18 protein-coding genes are annotated in these 17,708 nt (G+C 71.5%); 7 read left to right on the top strand and 11 right to left on the bottom strand.

Annotated elements, in window-relative coordinates; all coding sequences use genetic code 11:
- The first annotated feature begins 58 nt into the window (after window positions 1–58).
- Window positions 59–967 (top strand): formyltetrahydrofolate deformylase, encoded by a 909-nt coding sequence (purU, locus tag EMA17_RS32715; RefSeq protein WP_246127047.1) that lies wholly within the window; start codon window positions 59–61, stop codon window positions 965–967.
- Between the two features lie 21 nt (window positions 968–988).
- Here the strand turns inward: purU and EMA17_RS32720 are convergent, their stop codons facing one another.
- Window positions 989–1,207, bottom strand: coding sequence for a hypothetical protein (locus EMA17_RS32720; protein ID WP_126640787.1), 219 nt, complete (start codon window positions 1,205–1,207; stop codon window positions 989–991).
- Between the two features lie 426 nt (window positions 1,208–1,633).
- On the opposite strand from EMA17_RS32720, the gene EMA17_RS32725 reads away from it, so the two are divergent.
- Window positions 1,634–2,827, top strand: coding sequence for an RtcB family protein (locus EMA17_RS32725; RefSeq protein ID WP_126640788.1), 1,194 nt, complete (start codon window positions 1,634–1,636; stop codon window positions 2,825–2,827).
- Between the two features lie 7 nt (window positions 2,828–2,834).
- On the opposite strand, the gene EMA17_RS32730 is transcribed toward EMA17_RS32725, so the two are convergent.
- From EMA17_RS32730 to EMA17_RS32745, 4 genes are all read right to left on the bottom strand, one after another.
- Window positions 2,835–3,653 (bottom strand): hypothetical protein, encoded by an 819-nt coding sequence (locus EMA17_RS32730; protein WP_246127048.1) that lies wholly within the window; start codon window positions 3,651–3,653, stop codon window positions 2,835–2,837.
- 186 nt (window positions 3,654–3,839) lie between these two features.
- The gene (locus EMA17_RS32735) at window positions 3,840–4,379 is read right to left on the bottom strand and encodes an anthrone oxygenase family protein (RefSeq protein WP_126640790.1); all 540 of its coding nucleotides are present in this window, start codon (window positions 4,377–4,379) and stop codon (window positions 3,840–3,842) included.
- Window positions 4,380–4,417: 38 nt separating this feature from the next.
- The gene (locus EMA17_RS32740; RefSeq protein WP_246127049.1) at window positions 4,418–4,897 is read right to left on the bottom strand and encodes an anthrone oxygenase family protein; all 480 of its coding nucleotides are present in this window, start codon (window positions 4,895–4,897) and stop codon (window positions 4,418–4,420) included.
- A gap of 2 nt (window positions 4,898–4,899) precedes the next feature.
- The gene (locus EMA17_RS32745; protein WP_126640792.1) at window positions 4,900–5,763 is read right to left on the bottom strand and encodes an NAD(P)H-binding protein; all 864 of its coding nucleotides are present in this window, start codon (window positions 5,761–5,763) and stop codon (window positions 4,900–4,902) included.
- A gap of 91 nt (window positions 5,764–5,854) precedes the next feature.
- Between EMA17_RS32745 and EMA17_RS32750 the strand changes: the two genes are divergently transcribed.
- Together EMA17_RS32750 and EMA17_RS32755 are read left to right on the top strand one after the other, a co-directional pair.
- Window positions 5,855–6,880, top strand: coding sequence for an AraC family transcriptional regulator (locus tag EMA17_RS32750; protein ID WP_126640793.1), 1,026 nt, complete (start codon window positions 5,855–5,857; stop codon window positions 6,878–6,880).
- Window positions 6,881–7,021: 141 nt separating this feature from the next.
- Complete coding sequence (locus tag EMA17_RS32755) at window positions 7,022–7,576, top strand: GNAT family N-acetyltransferase (RefSeq protein WP_126640794.1); 555 nt, start codon at window positions 7,022–7,024, stop codon at window positions 7,574–7,576.
- Here EMA17_RS32755 and EMA17_RS32760 read toward each other — a convergent pair.
- Window positions 7,543–8,412 carry a carboxymuconolactone decarboxylase family protein gene (locus EMA17_RS32760; RefSeq protein WP_126640795.1) on the bottom strand — a complete coding sequence of 290 codons (870 nt, stop codon included), beginning with the start codon at window positions 8,410–8,412 and terminating at the stop codon, window positions 7,543–7,545. The two genes, EMA17_RS32755 and EMA17_RS32760, sit on opposite strands and share 34 nt — an antisense overlap.
- 169 nt (window positions 8,413–8,581) lie before the next feature.
- Here EMA17_RS32760 and EMA17_RS32765 point away from each other — a divergent pair, with 169 nt between their 5' ends.
- Complete coding sequence (locus EMA17_RS32765; protein ID WP_126640796.1) at window positions 8,582–9,760, top strand: SCO2583/SCO2584 N-terminal domain-containing protein; 1,179 nt, start codon at window positions 8,582–8,584, stop codon at window positions 9,758–9,760.
- Window positions 9,761–9,785: 25 nt separating this feature from the next.
- Here the strand turns inward: EMA17_RS32765 and EMA17_RS32770 are convergent, their stop codons facing one another.
- The 5 genes from EMA17_RS32770 to EMA17_RS32790 all read right to left on the bottom strand — a co-directional run bounded on the left by EMA17_RS32770 (window position 9,786) and on the right by EMA17_RS32790 (window position 15,642).
- A complete protein-coding gene (locus EMA17_RS32770) occupies window positions 9,786–10,697 on the bottom strand; it encodes a DUF2797 domain-containing protein (RefSeq protein WP_126640797.1) in 912 nt (303 codons plus the stop codon).
- Between the two features lie 558 nt (window positions 10,698–11,255).
- On the bottom strand, window positions 11,256–12,848 hold the full coding sequence (locus EMA17_RS32775; protein ID WP_126640798.1) for an acyl-CoA synthetase: 1,593 nt from the start codon (window positions 12,846–12,848) through the stop codon (window positions 11,256–11,258).
- A gap of 2 nt (window positions 12,849–12,850) precedes the next feature.
- The gene (locus EMA17_RS32780; protein WP_126640799.1) at window positions 12,851–13,729 is read right to left on the bottom strand and encodes an SDR family oxidoreductase; all 879 of its coding nucleotides are present in this window, start codon (window positions 13,727–13,729) and stop codon (window positions 12,851–12,853) included.
- Window positions 13,726–14,430 carry a nitroreductase family protein gene (locus EMA17_RS32785; RefSeq protein ID WP_126640800.1) on the bottom strand — a complete coding sequence of 235 codons (705 nt, stop codon included), beginning with the start codon at window positions 14,428–14,430 and terminating at the stop codon, window positions 13,726–13,728. Before EMA17_RS32785 ends, EMA17_RS32780 begins: the two co-directional genes overlap by 4 nt.
- Before the next feature lie 36 nt (window positions 14,431–14,466).
- Window positions 14,467–15,642, bottom strand: a complete 1,176-nt coding sequence (locus EMA17_RS32790; protein WP_126640801.1) for a CaiB/BaiF CoA transferase family protein — start codon at window positions 15,640–15,642, stop codon at window positions 14,467–14,469.
- Window positions 15,643–15,854: 212 nt separating this feature from the next.
- Between EMA17_RS32790 and EMA17_RS32795 the strand changes: the two genes are divergently transcribed.
- Together EMA17_RS32795 and EMA17_RS32800 are read left to right on the top strand one after the other, a co-directional pair.
- Window positions 15,855–16,481 (top strand): TetR/AcrR family transcriptional regulator, encoded by a 627-nt coding sequence (locus tag EMA17_RS32795; protein ID WP_078976767.1) that lies wholly within the window; start codon window positions 15,855–15,857, stop codon window positions 16,479–16,481.
- An 18-nt stretch (window positions 16,482–16,499) separates the two neighbouring features.
- Window positions 16,500–17,672 carry a cytochrome P450 gene (locus EMA17_RS32800; protein ID WP_126640802.1) on the top strand — a complete coding sequence of 391 codons (1,173 nt, stop codon included), beginning with the start codon at window positions 16,500–16,502 and terminating at the stop codon, window positions 17,670–17,672.
- Window positions 17,673–17,708 lie beyond the last annotated feature (36 nt).

Consider the following 17,708-nt stretch of genomic DNA (forward strand, 5'->3'; position numbering starts at 1 on the left):
CGCGCACCTCGGCGGATGGCGGTGGACACGGGCAGACACCGCAAAGAAGGGCGCGTCCATGACCGAGCAGACCCAGCAGCCTCTCGACGGCACCGACGCCGGCGACGCGTCGACGGGTGCCGGCCAGTACGTGCTCACGCTGTCCTGTCCGGACAAGCGCGGCATCGTGCACGCGGTGGCCAGCTTCCTGATGATGACCGGCTGCAACATCGTGGACAGCCAGCAGTTCGGCGACCGCGACACCGGGCTGTTCTTCATGCGCGTGCACTTCACCGCCGAGCCGGGCGTCGAGTTGGACGCGCTGCGGGCGGGCTTCACCGCGGTCGGCGCGTCCTTCCACATGGACTGGCAGATCCACGACGGGGACGCGCGGATGCGCGTGTTCGTGATGGTCAGCAAGTTCGGGCACTGCCTCAACGACCTGCTGTTCCGGAGCAGCATCGGCGCGCTGCCGATCGAGATCGTCGGCGTGGTGTCCAACCACCGCGACTTCGAGGAGTTGTCCCGCTCGTACGGGGTGCCCTTCCATCACATCCCGGTCACCCGCGAGACCAAGCCGGAGGCGGAGGCGCGGCTGCTCGCGCTGGTGCACGAGCACGACGTGGAACTGGTGGTGCTGGCGCGCTACATGCAGGTCCTGTCCAACGACCTGTGCAAGCAGCTCGAGGGCCGCGCGATCAACATCCACCACTCGTTCCTGCCGAGCTTCAAGGGCGCGAAGCCGTACCACCAGGCGCACGCGCGCGGGGTGAAGCTGATCGGTGCGACCGCGCACTACGTCACCGGCGACCTGGACGAGGGCCCGATCATCGAGCAGGAGGTCGAGCGGGTGGACCACGCGGTCACCCCGGCGGCGCTGGTCGCGGTCGGTCGGGACGTGGAGTGTCAGGCGCTGGCGCGCGCGGTCAAATGGCACTCGGAGCGGCGCGTGTTGCTCAACGGGACCCGCACGGTCGTCTTCGCCTGACCGGGCCCGCCCCCGGGCGGTTCACCTGACGCTGAGTACGAACGCCGCCGAGCCGACCAGGGCCGCGCCGGCGCCGGCGATCCACCCGGCCCGGGCGGGTCGGGGGAACTCGGTGCGCTCCAGCGGCCCGTCGCCGTCGAAGTCGCGGACCACCGGAGGCACCCGCTGCCGATGCCGATCGCGCCCGAACAGGACACAGGCGACGGCGGTGATCCACGCGGCTACCCCGACGACGAACATGCATCGGGAATGTACGCCCGCCCGGGTCGGGTGTCACAGCGGCGCGCGGTGTGTCCCGGGGGCGTGCGCGGGGCTCGCCGCCCGCGCCGGAAAACCCTTTGCGAGGTGCGGCGTTGCCGTGGCTTGATGGAGGCCGAGCCAACGACAGGTCCTCCGTGTGTCCTGTCCCGTAGGGAGAGGAGCGAGCCGGTGCGGTTCCGTGACTTCGGCCGACGCCCCGTCAGGGGTGCCTCGGCCCGCCGCGTGTAACCCCTGCTTCGTTTCCCGCTCCGCGGGTCCCGCAGTCGCCAACCCTGCGGTCCCCGCCACCGGCTGCCCCGTGGCGCACCCGGGCCCACTACCCGGAGTGCGCCGGGGCGGCCACCCAAGACTTCGAGCCGCCGTGCTCACGTTTCACCACCGTCCGCTCAGGAGAGTGACCCAACCATGTCGTACACCGAGGTCCCCGGCACCCGGGTACCGATTCGCATGTGGACCGACCCGGCCGCGGTCGAGGGCCAGGCCATGCAGCAGCTCCGCAACATCACCACCCTCCCGTGGCTGCACGGCCTCGCCGTGATGCCCGACGTGCACTACGGCCGCGGCGCCACGGTCGGCTCGGTCATCGCCATGCGCGACGCCGTCTGCCCGGCGGCGGTCGGCGTGGACATCGGCTGCGGCGTTTCCGCCGTCCGTACGTCGTTGACGACCAAGGACCTTCCCGACGATCTTGCCGACCTGCGATCGCGGATCGAGGCGAACGTGCCGGTGGGGCCCGCAGGGCACAAGGAGCCGGTGGACGTGCGGAAACTGCGCTCCTTTCCGGTCGCGCGGTGGGACTCGGTGTGGAGCCGGTTCGGCGAACTGGCCTCGGAGGTGCACTTCCGGCGGGAGCGGGCGGCAAGCCAACTGGGCACCCTCGGCGGCGGGAACCACTATCTGTCGCTGGACAGCGACAGCGAGGGCCGGTTGTGGCTGCAACTGCACTCGGGTTCGCGCAACATCGGCAAGGAACTCGCCGATCACCACATCGGTGTCGCACAGTCGTTGCCGCACAACCAGGACCTGGTGGATCGCGACTTGGCGGTGTTCGTCGCGCGTACGCCGGAGATGGACGCTTACCGTGCGGACCTGTATTGGGCGCAGGAGTACGCCCGGCTCAACCGTGATCTGATGCTCGCGTTGTACGGAGACGTCGTGTCCACGTACTTCACGAAACGAGAGGTCACCTTCGATCGAGCCATCTCGTGCCACCACAACTACGTCTCGGAGGAGACGTACGACGGGGTGGACCTGCTGGTCACCCGCAAAGGCGCGATCCGGGCGGGCAGCGGCGATCTCGGGATCATCCCGGGGTCGATGGCGGTCGGTTCGTATATCGTGCGCGGCCTCGGCAACGTCGACGCGTTCAACTCGGCGTCGCACGGCGCGGGCCGGAAGATGAGCCGGAACGCGGCCAAGAAGCGGTTCACGGTGAAGGACCTGGTCGAGCAGACCCAGGGCGTCGAGTGCCGCAAGGACGCGGGCGTCGTGGATGAGATCCCCGGCGCGTACAAGAACCTGGACCGGGTCATGCGGCACCAGTCCGACCTGGTCGAGATCGTGACGCATCTGAAGCCGTTGATCACGGTCAAGGGCTGACCGAGCGTCACGAGAACAGAGCCAACTGCGGGGGAGCCGGTTCGACGGGCTCCCCCGCTTTGGCGAGTCGCCATCGGCGCATCGTGCAACTCGCGACGGTCCGACCGAGCAATACGGCTGCGGTATCGGCCGGATGAGCCCGGACCACCGCGTCGTCGACTTCGGTCCAACGCCTCGGTGCCGACCGGGCCCGCATACCGGCCGGTCGCTCCCATGCCCTGACGATTTCGGCCTTCGCGGCCTTGCGCGCGAGCGCTGGGCTGCCCTCGTAGTAGAGCTCACGAGCGATCGCAACGGCCGGATCGTTGGTGTACAGGATGTTGAAGACGCCGTCCCGCGCGTTGCGGCCCGGGCGTCGCAGGGCGCCGCCGACGGCCAGACCGAACTGGCAGAAGTAGTCCGAGACGGCCGCGCTCGACGTGGTCAGGCTCAGGAACGGAAAGCCCTTGGCCGTCACGCCGATCGCGCCGTCGGCATCGACGAGCCCGCGTAGGTAGTCGCGCGCGACGTGGTCGCCGGTGGGTGGGCCGATCAGGGTCGACTTCCTGCCGTAGGGCATGCCCAGGGCATGGAGGGTGTTTCGGGCCTCCAGGGCACACAAGGTCCAGATCGACGAGGCGTGCTCGGCCGAGAAGTTGGTCGCGCGGGTGCGCTCGCGAATCGAACTCGGGTACGGACACAGGCGTTGAAAGCGTTCCAGCAGCTCCCGGTCGCGGGCACTCACCTCCAGGCGCAGTCGGCCGCGTTGCCCTGTGCCTGCGGAGAGATGGCCGTCGGCTTGCAGGAAACCGAACATGTGGGAGTACTCCGGGCGACGGAGGTCCATGAAGTGCATCGCACCAATGTGCGATTCGGCGTTTGGCCGGGGGAGCGGAAACGTCGAAGATCACTCGATTGGCCCATGGAATCGGTGAAGTCACACGATGGAGCGATTGATGGACCGCGGCTCGACGCAGGCATGAACTCGGCCCCGACGAGCGTGTGCTCACCGGGGCCGAACGGTGCGTGCGGATCAGTGGGCGCGGTCGGTTCGGGCGAGGAGGTGTGTGGCTCGGGTGAGGGCGGTGAGGCCGGCGGTGGCGAACAGGGTGCGGCCTATGTTCCAGGCTATCCAGGTGTTTTCCACGTCTTCGCGGAGCTTGGCCGGGTCGGCGACCTTCGCGGGGTCGCCGGCGTCGTCGATCTTGTTGTTGAGCGGGATGTTGCCGCCCATGGTGATCAGCATGCCGACGAAGGCCAGGGCGACGCCGGCGATGATCCAGCGGCCGGCCTCGGTGGTGCCGAGCCTGCGGGTCTGCACGATGGAGATCACGCCCAGGATCGGGGCGCCGAAGAAACAGGAGAAGAAGACCGGGTTCTCGATGCTCTTGTTGACCTGCTGGAGGAAGTCGATGAAGGTGCGGTCGTCGACGTGGGCCAGGCCCGGCATGATCGCGACCGCGAAGCAGAAGTAGACGCCGGCGACGAGGCCGGTGGCGACCAGGCCTGCGCCCAGCACGATGGCGGCGGTGCGGGTCGATGGTGTGGACGACTGCGTGGCGGGCCGAGTCATGGCGGGGTCCCCGTTTTCGGATGGGTGGTGTCGAGAGGTCAGCGGGTGAGGGCGAGGGTCAGGCAGACCGCGGCGGCGATGCCGCCCAGCGCGCGCAGGTGGTTCGCCCGGGTCCACCGGGTCGGGAAGGCGGCCCAGAGGCGCTCCTCCGCCCGCGAGTTCGGCTCGACCCGGTCCAGCGCGTCGTTGCGCGGCACGTGGTAGCCGGCGGTCAGCCCGAGCGGGCCGATCAGGTAGCTCAGCGCGCCGGCGATCAGGTAGCCGGAGTACGCCCCGTCCCAGGAGACGAGCGCGGTCACACCCAGGCCCGCGCAGAGCAGGGCGGTGCCCAGCAGGCCGATCATCAGGGGCGGCCTCGGGGCCTCGACGTTGAGCGCACGCATGGCCGCGGCCCCCTGGTTCGCCGGGAGTCGGCCCAGACCGGCCATCACGAAGGAGGAGAAGCCGTAGAAGACTCCGCCCATCGTGGCGCAGCCGACGGCCGCGACCAGGGTCAGGACGAACAGGGGGCCGCTCATGGTCACACCTTCCAGACACCGCGGGCGGCGGCGTCGCGTGCGTAGTCGGAGAAGTCGCGCGGGTCCCGGCCGAGCGCGCGGCGCACACCGTCGGCGACGTGCGCGTTGCGTCCGTCGAGGACCTCGCCGAACAGGAAGGCCAGCAGGTCGACGACCTCGGCGGGAACCCCGTGCTCGGTCAGGGCCGCCGAGTACGCCTCCAGGGGTACCTGGACGTAGCCGATCTCGCGGCCCGACGCGCGGGCGATCTCGGCCACCGCGTCGGCGAAGGTCAGCAGCCGCGGCCCGGTCACCTCGTACACCTGCCCGGTGTGCCCGTCCTCGGTGAGCGCGGCGACCGCGACGTCGGCGATGTCCTCCACGTCGATGAACGGCTCGCCCACCGCGCCGACGGGCAGCGCCAACTCGCCCTCCAGGAGCGGGCCCAGGAACTCGCCCTCGTCGAAGTTCTGGGCGAAGAAGGAGGCCCGCACGATGGTCCAGTGGGCGCCGGAGGCCCGCACCCGGGCCTCGGCGTCCTGCGCCTCGGGCTCGCCCCGGCCGGACAGCAGGACCAGGTGCCGCACGCCGCTCTCGGCCGCGAGGTCGGCGAACGCGCCGACCGTGTCCGCGCCGCCGGGGGCGGCGATGTCCGGCTGGTAGGAGATGTATACCTTCTCGACGTCGCGCAGCGCCGGGGCCCACGTGGTGCGGTCGGTCCAGTCGAAGGGGATCGCCGCGGAGCGCGAACCGAGGCGGACCGTGCGGCCCCGCTCGATCAGTTTCGCGGCGATCCGGCGGCCGGTCTTGCCGGTTCCGCCCACGATCAGCGTGGTGGTGTAGTCGGTGCCGGCGGTGTTCGCGAGGTGCTGCTCGTTCGTCGTCATGGCTCTATTCAAGGGCCTGGCTGTGAGAGTGAACATCGCTGAAGCGCCCAATAACATGTTTGATCGTCTCGATCTTCGCTAGGATGCGCGCATGGATGCTCTCGCGAGCCTGCTCAACGGACCCCGGGCGCAAGGCGCCTTCCTGCTGCGTTCGATGCTCAGCGCGCCGTGGTCCATGCGCATCCACGACGAGGCGCCGCTGACCGTCGTGGCGGTGGTGCGCGGGCACGCGTGGATCGCGCTGGACCGCGGCGAGTCGGAGCGACTGACCGCCGGCGACGTGGCGATCGTGCGCGGGCCCGACCACTACCGGGTCTCCGACGCGCCGGACAGCCAACCGCAGATCATCATTCATCCCGGCCAGCGCTGTTCCACCCCCGACGGGCGGGACCTGGCCAAGGAGATGGCGCTCGGGGTGCGTACGTGGGGGAACAGCGCGGACGCCGAGACGATCATGTTGACCGGGACCTACCAGCTGGCCGGCGAGGTCAGCCGTTCGCTCCTGGAGGCGCTGCCCGCCCTGGCGGTGATCCGGGTGGACGAGGTGGACTGCCCGGTGATCCCGCTCCTGGCCACCGAGATCGTCAAGGACGAGGCGGGCCAGGAGGCGGTCCTGGACCGGCTCCTCGACCTGCTGCTGATCGCGATGTTGCGCTCGTGGTTCGCCCGCTCCGGGACGAACGCGCCGGGCTGGTACCGCGGCTACCGCGACCCGGTGATCGGCCACGTGTTGTGCCTGATCTACAACAACCCCGAACAGCCTTGGACGGTCGGGTCGTTGGCCGCCTCGGCCGGGGTCTCCCGGGCCGCGCTGGCGCGGCGGTTCAGCGAACTGATCGGCGAGCCGCCGATGGCCTTCCTCACCGCCTGGCGGCTCTCGCTGGCCGCGGACCTGCTGTGCCAACCGGAGGCCACGGTCGGTGCGGTCGCGGAAAAGGTGGGCTACGGCGACGCGTTCGCACTCAGCACGGCGTTCAAGCGGGTCCGGGGGATGAGCCCGCGCGAACACCGCACCCGGGCCCTGCGCCGCGAGCGGGTGGGCATCGACGGATCGCGCCACCAGCGGGCCGAGGGGAACGAGCCGATCACCCCCGAGGATTCGGCGCCCCGCCGGTGACCCGCCGGCCACCCGGCCGACGACCGGGTCGACCCGTGGCCCGTACATCGGATCGTGTGATCGGGTGATTAGGCTGGGCGGGCACCAACTTCGCGGTACAGGAACCCGTATCGCACATCGAACGAATCGAACGGCACGCGCGTGACGACTCGCATCACGGTCGCCGAGACCGAACGACTGGTCCTGACCCGACCCCATCCCGACGACGCGGCGGCGGTTTTCGCCGTGCACGGGGATCCCGAGACCAACCGCTACAACCCGCTGGGGCCGATGCCGTCGGCCGAGGCGGGCGTCGAGTTCCTACGATCGATGATCGAGGACTGGGAGCGGGACGGGATCGGCTACTGCGCGGTCGCGTCGCGCGAGCGCCCGACCGAGGTGTTCGGCTTCGCGGGGACCCAGTTGACCCGGCGGTTGCGGCCCGACGGCGTTCCGGTGTTCAACCTCTACTACCGCTTCTCGCCAATCGCGTGGGGCCGGGGCCTGGCCCGGGAGGCGGTCGACGTCACCGTCGCGCTGGCCCGTCGTACGCTGCCGACGATGCCGATCTTCGCGGTGATCAACGCGGACAACGTGCCGTCGCTGACCCTGGCCCGCCGGGTCGGTTTCCGCCCGAGCGACGCGTTCGTCGACGTGGAGGGCCGGGATGTGTACCTGCTGCCTCAGGACTCGGTCGCGGAGGCGGTCGACGCCTGACCGGCGGCCCGCTCGGCGAACACCGTGCGGGCGACGCCGATGCCGTTGAGCGCGGCGGGGAAGCCGGCGTAGCCGACCATCTGGGTGATCGTCTCGACCACCTCCTCCTCGGTGCCCCCGACGTTGAGCAGACCGTGGATGTGCACCGCCAGTTGCGGCGCGACCGTGCCGAGCGCGGTGCACATCGCGACCGTGGCGAGTTCGCGGGTGCGCAGGTCCAGGCCGGTGCGCGAGTAGATGTCGCCGAAGGCGAACTCGATCACGTAGCGGCCCAGATCGGGGGCGATGTCCCGGAGCGAGGCGATCACCTGCTCGCCGGCGTGCCCGTCGATCTCGGTGAGCGCGGTCAGCCCGCGGCGGTGGCGGTCGGCGGTGGTCTCGGCGGCGTCCGGGCCCTCGGCGGCGACCTCGGCTTCCTCGGACGCGGTGTCCGGGTATGCCTCGAACACCTCGCGTGCCGCGGCCAGTCCGTTGAGCGCGGCCGGGAAACCGGCGTAGAGGGACACGTGGATCAGCGTCTCCACGATCTCGCGGCGCGAGCAGCCGACGTTGAGCGCGCCGGCCAGGTGGAAGCGCAACTGCGGCGCCGCGTTGCCGAGCGCGGCCAGACCGGCGACGGTGGCCAACTGCCGCTCGCGCAGCGTCAGTCCGGGCCGCGCGTAGACGTCGCCGTAGCCGAACTCGACGACGAACCGGGTCAGGTCCGGGGCGATCTCGGCGAAGCCGTCGAGCACCGTCGACTGCTCGGGGCCGGCGACCTGCCGAAGGACGGCCAGGCCACGCTCGTAGCGCTCGTTCGGGCCGGCGAGGGTGGTGGTGTTTCCCGTGCTGTTCATGATCGGGAGCCTACGAGTTGGAGTGAACTCGAAGTCAAGGTGCGCGTGTGTCCGATTCGGGTGTCCGTGCCGACAACGGTCCGTGTCCGCGAGATGCCGTTTCGGTGGCAAACCATGATCCGGGTCACATGTGCCCGGACCTGTCGGTTGGCGCGGATATCTTGCTCCGATGTCTGATCAGAGGGGGAACCGGGACGCAGGCGACGGCCGCGACCGGATGGATGGACAGGCGGGCGCCGGGTCGGGTGGGGCCGATCCGAACGACCCGTTCGCCGGGTACGTGTTCGACGAGGACTTCGTCCGGGGCGCGACCACGACCGAGGGGTCCGCGCGGGCGCGCATGCTCGCCCGGAAATGGGCGAACGAGCCGCCGCAGCACACTCCGTGGCGGGCCGACGGGCCGAGCCGGCCGCCGCGCCGGCGCCGGTGGAGGACGGTCCTGGTGACCGTCGCGGTGCTCGCGCTCGTGGCCTTCGCCGCCGCGCCGGACCGGGTGTTCGGCTGGTTCGGCACGTCGAACACGGCCGCGTCCGACGATCCGATGGTGCAGCCGCCGGTCAGCGGGGTGGCCACCTCGGTGCCCTCGGCGGGGGACCGCCGGGCCATCGATCCGGACCTACCCACCCGGAAGAACCCGTTCGCGGGCTCGCCGGCCCTGAACTACGCGGACAACGAGGCGGGTCTGACCCTGCCCGAGGTCAAGACGGTGCCCGGGTACAGCGCGGCCGAGGTCACCGAGGCGCTGGACCTGACCCGGCGGCTGCTGATCGCCGGCAACCTGGACCGCGACGTGCTCGCGGGCGGGCGTCCGGCCGGCTATCTCGCGCTCCTGGATCCGGCCGACGGCGAGGTCGCCCGGATCGAGGAGGCGCTGCGCACGAACCGATGGGAGCCGGACAACCCGGTCTCGTGGGTGACCAGGTTCGATCCCAAGGAGATCGAGCCGGTCGGTCGGGTGGTCAAGGTCAACGGCATCACGAGCTACGACGTCGACGGCGAGGGCACCCTGACGGTGCACGCCGACTACTCGTTCGTCTATCCCGTGGCCAAGGCCGGCAGCGGGGCGGACGCGACGGTGACCCGCTCGGTGGTTCGCCGGGTGCTGGAGACGAAGGTCTATCGCGGGCCCCGCTACCAGGCGACCGTGCGTGGCCGGATCGCGTTGGGGAGCGTCGGGTTCGACGCCGCGAACAGCTCGTGCACGCGCCTGGACGGCTTCGTGCGGCCGGAGTTCCCGGAGGACTCGACGGAGCCCACGGGTGCGCCGAAGACGGTCGACCCGTACGACCGCAGCAAGCCCATCGAGGACGGGGTGCCGGGGGAGTGTCAGCGGGTGAGCCGGGTTTGACGGCGTCGCGGGTCGGCGGCGCGCCCTAGAACAGGCCCTCCTGGACCGAGCCGTCGGGTGCGCGGCCGGTGTCCAGGGGCTTGAGGGTGAGGCCGGAGGGGGCGCCGCGGGCCGGGGTCAGGTGCCATCCGGTGAGCAGGCGCAGGTCCACGAACAGCGGGCCGGTGTCCGTGGTGATCAGTGCGTCGTGGCCCGCGACGCAGGTCAACTCGCCGTACAGCAGCGCGTTTTCGGTGAGGCCGGTGACCTGGTCGCGGGTCGGCGGCGGGGCGTCGGTCAGGCCGTAGAAGCGGCTCAGGTCCTGGACGTCGCACGGGGCGGGGGTCATCGTGTCCGGGAGCAGGGTGGTCAACCGGGTGTGTGCCGCGACCAGTTCGGCCGGGGAGTCCAGCTCGCGCGGACGCCACCAGGCGGTGGTCTTGGCCCGGTGCGGGATGCGTTCGCGGACGGTGCCCGTGGCCGAGCACCGGCGTTCGGTGCCGCGGACCGGGATCAGCGGGCCGTGGCCGAGCCAGGTGAACATCGGCGCGCCCTGGTCGGCGAGTCGGGCCGCGCGGCGTTCGGTGGCGGTGAGGCCGACCTTGACCAGGCCGGGGCCGAACCAGGCGAGGTAGAGCGAGAACGGGCGCGGGTCGTCCATCGCCTGATCGCGTGCGAGTTTGCGGCCGGGGTCGGCGAGCGCGCACGCCTCGCACTGCGAGCGGGGGGCGGTCGCGGGCAGCGGGGCGAGGGTGGGGCAGGGGGTGCGGCGGCCGGTCTTGCGGCGGATGCCGACGCACGTGCGGGGGCCGGTCAGGCGCCAGCCGGTGGGGGCGCCGAGGGGCAGCGGTTGACGGGACTGTTCGTCGCCGGGGCCGGTCAGGGCGAGGTGGGCGCGGCCGTCGTGCCAGTGGATGCCGGTGGCCAGTGGGCCGGTTCGCTGGTGGGGGACGGTCATCGCCACACGATACGCGAAGGCGGTGGGGGCTTGGCGTGGTGTGGCTGCGCCCGGTGCGGGCCGCGTGGTTGCCGGTGGCCGGTGGCTCCGGGGCCGGCCTGCGGCCCGCAGGTCCTCAAGCGCCGGACGGGCTGGGTTCGAGTCGGGTTGCGGGCCGCGTGGTTGTTGGTGGCCGGTGCCCCCGGGGCCGGCCTGCGGCCCGCTGGTCCTCAAGCGCCGGACGGGCTGGATTTGCTTGGGTTGGTCGGGCCTGGTTGCGGGCTGTTTGGTGTCTGGTGGCTTCGGGGCCGGCGTGCGGTCTGCTGGTCCTCAGGCGCCGGACGGGCTGGGTTCGGGTCGGGTTGCGGGCCGCGTGGTCGTTGGTGGCCGGTGTCTCCGGGCCGGCCTGCGGCCCGCTGGTCCTCAAGCGCCGGACGGGCTGGATTTGCTTGGGTTGGTCGGGCCTGGTTGCGGGTTGTTTGGTGTCTGGTGGCTTTGGGGTCGGCCTGCGGCCTGCTGGTTCTCAGGCGCCGGACGGGCTGGATTTGCTTGGGTTGGTTGTGTGGTTGTGGCTTGTTCTCAAGTGGTGGATGGGCTGGGGGGTGTTGATTGGGCTGTGGATTTGGCCCAGCGGTAGTCGGGTTTGCCGGCTGGGGTGCGGGGGATTTCTGGGACCACCACCAGGTTGCGGGGGGTTTTGTAGCCGGCCAGGTGGGTTTGGGTGTGTGTGGTGAGTTCGGTGAGAGTCAGGGTGTGCGTGGGGCGTAGGGAGACCACCGCGGCGACTCGTTCGCCGAATCGCGGGTCGGGGAGGCCGACCACCACCGCGTCGTAGATCGCGGGGTGGGCCTTGAGGACGCCCTCGACCTCTTCGGGGAAGACCTTTTCGCCGCCCGTGTTGATGCATACCGAGCCGCGGCCGAGCAGGGTCACGTCGCCGTCGTCCTCGACTCGGGCGTAGTCGCCGGGGATCACCCAGCGCACGCCGTCCGGGTCGACGTGGAAGGTGTCGGCGGTCTTGACCGGGTCCTTGTAGTAGCCGAGCGGGATGTGGCCGGTGCGGGCCATCCGTCCGGTCTCGCCCACCCCCACCGGGCGCAGGTCCTCGCCCAGGATCGCGGTCTTCGGCTTCATCGGGAACCGGCCGCCGGCGGTCTGCGAGCTGCCCGCGCCGAACTCCGAGGCGCCGAAGCTGTCGGCGATGTACAGGCCGGGGATCAGCCGGGTGAGTTGGGCCTTGACCGTGGGGGAGAGCAGGGCGCCGCCGGAGCCGATCACCTTGAGCGTGTCGACGGCGTACGCGCCGCTCTCCAACTCGTCCGCGATCGGGCGGGCCATCGCGTCGCCGACCAGCATCATCGTCACGCAGCCCTCGCGGGCGACGGTGCGCAGGATCTCGGCCGGGTCGTAGCGCGGCCCGGTCCACAACACCGCGGTGCCCGCGCCGAACAGGGTGATCCAGGTGATCCACTGGCCGTTGCCGTGCATCAGCGGCGTGGTCAGCATCTGCGCCAGCGGCGCGCCCCGGGCCTTCTCGGCGAGCAGTTCGGGGTCGGCGATCGGCTCGCCGCCGAAGTTCCCGCCGCCCATCGCCGAGCAGAAGATGTCGTGCGCACGCCACTCGACGCCCTTGGGGAAGCCGGTGGTGCCGCCGGTGTAGACCATGTAGCGGTCGTCGGGGGAGCGCGGCCCGAAGTCGCGGTCGGTGCTCTCGGCCGCGAGCGCCGTCTCGTAGTCGATCGTGTCGTCGAGCACGTCGTCGTTCTCGTCGGCCAGCACGAACACCGGCCCGAGCGCGGGCGCGCCGGCCCGCACCGCGGCGACCTTGGGCAGATAGCCGCGCTCGACGACCAGGGCCGCGAGGTCGGCGTTGTCCACGATGTAGCGCAGTTCCTCTTCCACGTAGCGGAAGTTGATGTTGATCGGCACCATCCGCGCCTTGAACGCGCCGATCATCGCCTCCATCCACTCGGCGCGGTTGCGCGAGTAGACGCCGATGTGCGCACCCACCGGCAGACCCGCCGAGGCGAAGGCGTGCGCGGCCCGGTTGGCCCGCTCGTCCAGTTCGCGATAGGTCAGCCGTACCTCGCCCGCGACCAGCGCGAGCCGGTCCGGACACGCGTCGACCACCACCTCGAAGAGGTCGGCCAGGTTGAACACCCGCTGATTCATTGTCAGTTCCCTTCCGCGACGATGCCGCGCAGGCCGTCCGCGCCGAAGACCGGCTCCAGGAAGGCCCGGAAGTCGGGTCCGCGGCGCAGGTGGTGGCCGCCGTCCACGTTGATGTTCTGGCCGGTGATCCAGGTCGACTCGGGGCCCACCAGGAACGCCGCGAGCGCGGCGATGTCCTCGACCCGGCCGACCCGCTCCAGCGGGGTGCAGGCCAGGTAGTCCTCCAGCACCGGGCCGCCGGCGGTGACCGCGCCGACCATGTCGGTGGCCACCAGGCCGGGCAGGATGCCGTTCACCCGCACGCCGCTCGCGCCGAGTTCGTCGGCGGCGAGCCGGACCAGGTGGTCGATGCCGGCCTTGCTCACCCCGTACGCGCCGAACCAGCGGTGCGTGACGGCGGAGGCGATCGAGGAGATGGCCACGAACGAGCCGCCGCCGGCCGCCGCCATCAGCCGGGCCGTGTGCTTGAGCACGAGCATCGTGCCGGTCAGGTTCAGCTCGACCGTCTCGCGCCACTTGGCGGTGTCGATCCGGGTCAGCGGGCCCATCGTCGAGTTGCCCCCGGCGGAGGCCAACACCGCTCGTACCGGGCCGAGTTCGGCGGCCGCCGCCACCGCGGCCTCGACCTGCGCCTCGTCGGTCACATCGGTCACCGCGTACCCGACGCGCGCCCCGGCCGCGGCCACCTTCCCCAGTTCGGCCACCGCGCCGCGCAGCCGGTCCTCGCTGCGGCCGGCGATCAGCACATGCGCCCCGTCGGCGGCGAACCGCAGCGCACAGCCGAGCCCGATCCCGCTGCCACCGCCGGTCACCAGCGCCACCGAACCCCGCAGCGGCGGCTCGGCACGTGTCACCGCGCTCGCCACGTTCCGTGCGCTCATCGGCCGGCTCCTGCCACGTCGGTGGGGGTGTACGCCGCGCCCGCCGCGGGCCACAGCGGTGCGGGTACCTCGAAGCCGACCGGCTCGCCCCAGGTGTTGCGGTAGGCCACCTCGTGCGCCGGGGTTCGCGGTGCGACGCCCCACGTGCCCGTCGGGTAGCCGAACGACACGCAGCACGCCATGTGCCAGCCCTCGCCGGCCGGCACGCCCAGTACGTCCGCCACCGCGTCGCGGTGCGCGATCCCGAGCACCGCGGTCAACGCGCCGCCCACCCCCTCGGCGCGCGCGGCCAGCATCGCGCTCCACACCGCCGGGAAGATCGAGCCGCCGGTGGGGTCGTGCCGGGCGAAGCCGAACAGGAACAGCGGAACCTGCTCGAAGTTGTCCGCGAGCCACTGCGAGGAGCGGCGCATCCGGACGAACGACCGGCTCTCCGCGCTGCCCGGATCCGCCTCGGCGGCGGCCACGCGCGGCGCGTACACGGTCGTCCACAGCGCGGCCATCGCCTCCCGGTACAGCGGTCCCAGCCGGCCCTTGACGCCCGGGTCGTCCACCAGGAGGAAGCGCCAGGCCTGGGCGTTGCCGCCGCTGGGCGCGCGCACGGCCGCGTCCAGGATCCGGGCCTGGACCGTTGTCGGGATCGGGTCCGGGGCGACCCGGCGCATCGCGCGAGTGCTGTACAGCGCCTCGTGTAGTTCCATGGAATTCCCCTACCTGTACTGGGTGGTGATGCGGCGTCAGACGACCGCGCCGGCATCCCGGAAGTGCTCGACCTCGGCCGGGGACAGGCCCCACGCGGCGAGCGCGGCATCGGTGTCGCCGCCGGCGGCGGCCGGGCCCGGGTGCACCGGGCGGGTGGGTACGGCGGCGGCGGTGCGGGAGAACCTCGGCGCGGGAGCCGGTTCGGGCAGACCGTCGGCGTGCAGGAACGTGCCGCGGGCCACGTGGTGCGGGTGGGCCGGCGCCTCGCCGGGCGAGAGCACCGGCGCGAAGCAGGTCTCGGTCCCCTCCAGGAGCGCGCACCACGCGTCCCGCGTGCGGGTCGCGAACACCTCGGCGAGCCGGGCCTTCATCGCGGGCCAGTGCGCCGGGTCGTGTTGCCGGGCGAGGTCGGCGAACACCGGGTCCTCGGCCAACCCGAGCCGGTGGATCAACTCGGCCCAGAACCTCGGTTCGATCGCGCCGACCGCGATGTAGGCGCCGTCCTCGGTCGCGTACACGTCGTAGAACGGCGCGCCGCCGTCGAGCATGTTGGTGCCGCGCGGGCCGAGCATGCCGGCGGCGCCCATGGTGAACCAGGTCGCGCCGAGCGTCGCGGCGCCGTCGATCATCGCCGCGTCGACCACCTGCCCCCGGCCCGAACGGCCGGCCTCGAGCAGCGCGGCGACCAGGCCGAACGCGAGCAGCAGACCGCCGCCGCCGAAGTCGCCGACCAGGTTGAGCGGAATGCTCGGCGGTTGTCCGGCCCGGCCGATCGGCTCCAACATCCCGGCCAGCGCGATGTAGTCGATGTCGTGCCCGGCGGCGGAGGCGAGCGGGCCGGTCTGTCCCCAGCCGGTGAGCCGGCCGTACACCAGCCGCGGATTGTGCGCGGCGACCACGTCCGGACCCAGACCCAGGCGCTCCATCACGCCCGGCCGGAACGGCTCGATCAGCGCGTCGGCGTCCGCGCACAACCGCAGCGCCAAGGCGACGCCGTCCGGGTGCTTGAGGTCGAGCGCGATCGAGTGTTTGCCCCGGTTCATCGGGTTGCGCGGCGGCTTGGCGTAGCCCTTGCGGGCCTCGGCGGCGCGGTCGATCCGCAACACGTCGGCGCCGAGATCGGCGAGCAACATGCCGCAGAACGGGCCCGGCCCGAGGCCGACGAACTCCACGACGCGGATTCCCGCGAGCGGTCCTGCGGTGGCGGTCACGGCGGCTCCGGCGTCGATCGGGTGCGGAAGCGGGTCCCGAATCGGGCCCGGAAATTACTGGAACACGTTCTCGGTAGATCTGACGAGACGTCAGACTAGACTTCCGTCTCATCCGTGGGCAAGATCGCCGCGGAACGAGTCGGCACCCGATCCGACCGCCCGCGAACGTCCCGCCCGACCCGCGTGCACGACCCCACAGGACAGGCTCACCGGTGGCCGAACCCCGTACCGAATCGACGATCACCCTCACCAGATCGCTCACCCGCGACCAGCAGGCGCGGCGCGAGCGGCTGGTGCGCGCCGCGTGCGATCTCGCCCTGGAAGGGGGCTACGCCGCGGTCACGATGCATGACGTCGCCGACCGCGCGGGGGTGGCCCGGGCCACCGTGTACCGCTACTTCACCTCGAAGAACCACCTGCTCAGCGAGGTCTCGGCGCTGTGGATCGGCGAGTTGTCCGACGAACTCGCCCGTCGACCGCTGCCCGCCGACCCGGCGGGGCGACTGGCCGCGCTGCTGTGTCGGATCGTCGAGGTGAGCGCGGAGAACCGCCTGCTGACCGAGGCGGTGGTGCAGGCCGCGACCGCGCCGGACCCGTCCGCCGGACAGTCCCAGGAGAACTTCCACCAGAGCATCCACCGGATCACCGGCCTTGCCTTCGGCGAGCCCGGCGAGGACGCGGACGGCGCCGTGGCGGCGCGACGGCACGACATCGAGACGGTGCTCGGCCACGTCCTGCTGTCCGGTCTGGTCAGTCTCACCGCCCGCGGTCGCGCGCTCGACGAGGTCCAGGACCTGATGCGCACCGCCGTCCGCCTGTTCGTACCGCTCGACACGTGATCACCCCGGAGGCCTGCCGTGACGACTCCCGCGATCCGCGACATCCATCTGCTCGACCGGGACTGGTACGCCGGTGACCCGTACGCCGACTACGCGTGGCTGCGCGAGCACGCGCCGGTGTACTACAGCGAACGCGCCGGCGTCTGGGGACTGACCCGGCACGCCGACCTGTCCTGGGCCGAGCGCAACCCGGAACTGTTCTCCTCGGCCAAGGGCTCGCGCCCGCTCGGCTATCCGCAACCGTCGATGATCGACTCCGACGACCCGCTGCACTACCGCCGCCGCAAGCTGGTCTCGAAGGGTTTCACGCCCCGGCAGATCGCCGCGATGGAGGACCACGTCCGGGACATCGTGACCTCGCTGATCGACGCGATGCTGGCCGGCGGGCGCAGCGCGGAGTTGGTCCGCGCCTTCTCCGCGCCGCTGCCGATGACGCTGATCGGCGAACTGCTCGGGGTCGGCGCCGAACACCGCGACCAACTCCAGCACTGGGCCGACGTGATGGTGATGCTCTCCGACGGCGGTGAACTCGGTCACAAGGCCGGCGAGGCGTTCGCCGAATACGTCGCCTACACGACGCGGGTGATCGAGGAGCGGCGCAAGACCCCCTCCGACGACCTGATCGGGATCCTGGTCGACGCCGAGATCGACGGAGAGAAGTTGTCCTTCGACGAGTTGATCGGCGAGTCCCTGCTGCTGCTCGTCGGCGGCAACGAGACCACCCGCAACGTGATATCCGGCGGCATCGCCGCGCTGCTGGCCGACCCCGGGCAACTGTCCCGATTGCGCGAGGACCCGGCGCTGATCCCGACCGCCGTGGAGGAATCGCTGCGCTGGGTGTCGCCGGTGGTCAACATGGCCCGGCACACGACACGTGACGTGGAGCTGCACGGGACGGTGATCCCGGCCGACTCGACGGTGATGATGCTCTACGGGGCGGCCAACCGGGACGCCGAGGTGTTCGCCGACCCGGAGCGCTTCGACGCCTTCCGCTCGCCCAACCCGCACATCGCGTTCGGGAGCGGACCGCACTTCTGCCTCGGCTCCTCGCTGGCCCGGCTGGAGATCCGGGTGGCCTTCGAGGAACTGCTGCGCCGCCTGCCGGACCTGCGATTGGCGCCCGGCGCCACGCTCGCGCACGGGCCGTCGTCGTTCATCCGGGGGCTGGTCGAACTGCGCGTGGAGTACTGAGCCGGCGGCGGCCCGCCTCCCCGGCCCGGCCGTCGC

Origin of the sequence: Embleya hyalina, assembly GCF_003967355.1 — a bacterium.
GTDB classification, from domain to species: Bacteria; Actinomycetota; Actinomycetes; order Streptomycetales; family Streptomycetaceae; genus Embleya; species Embleya hyalina.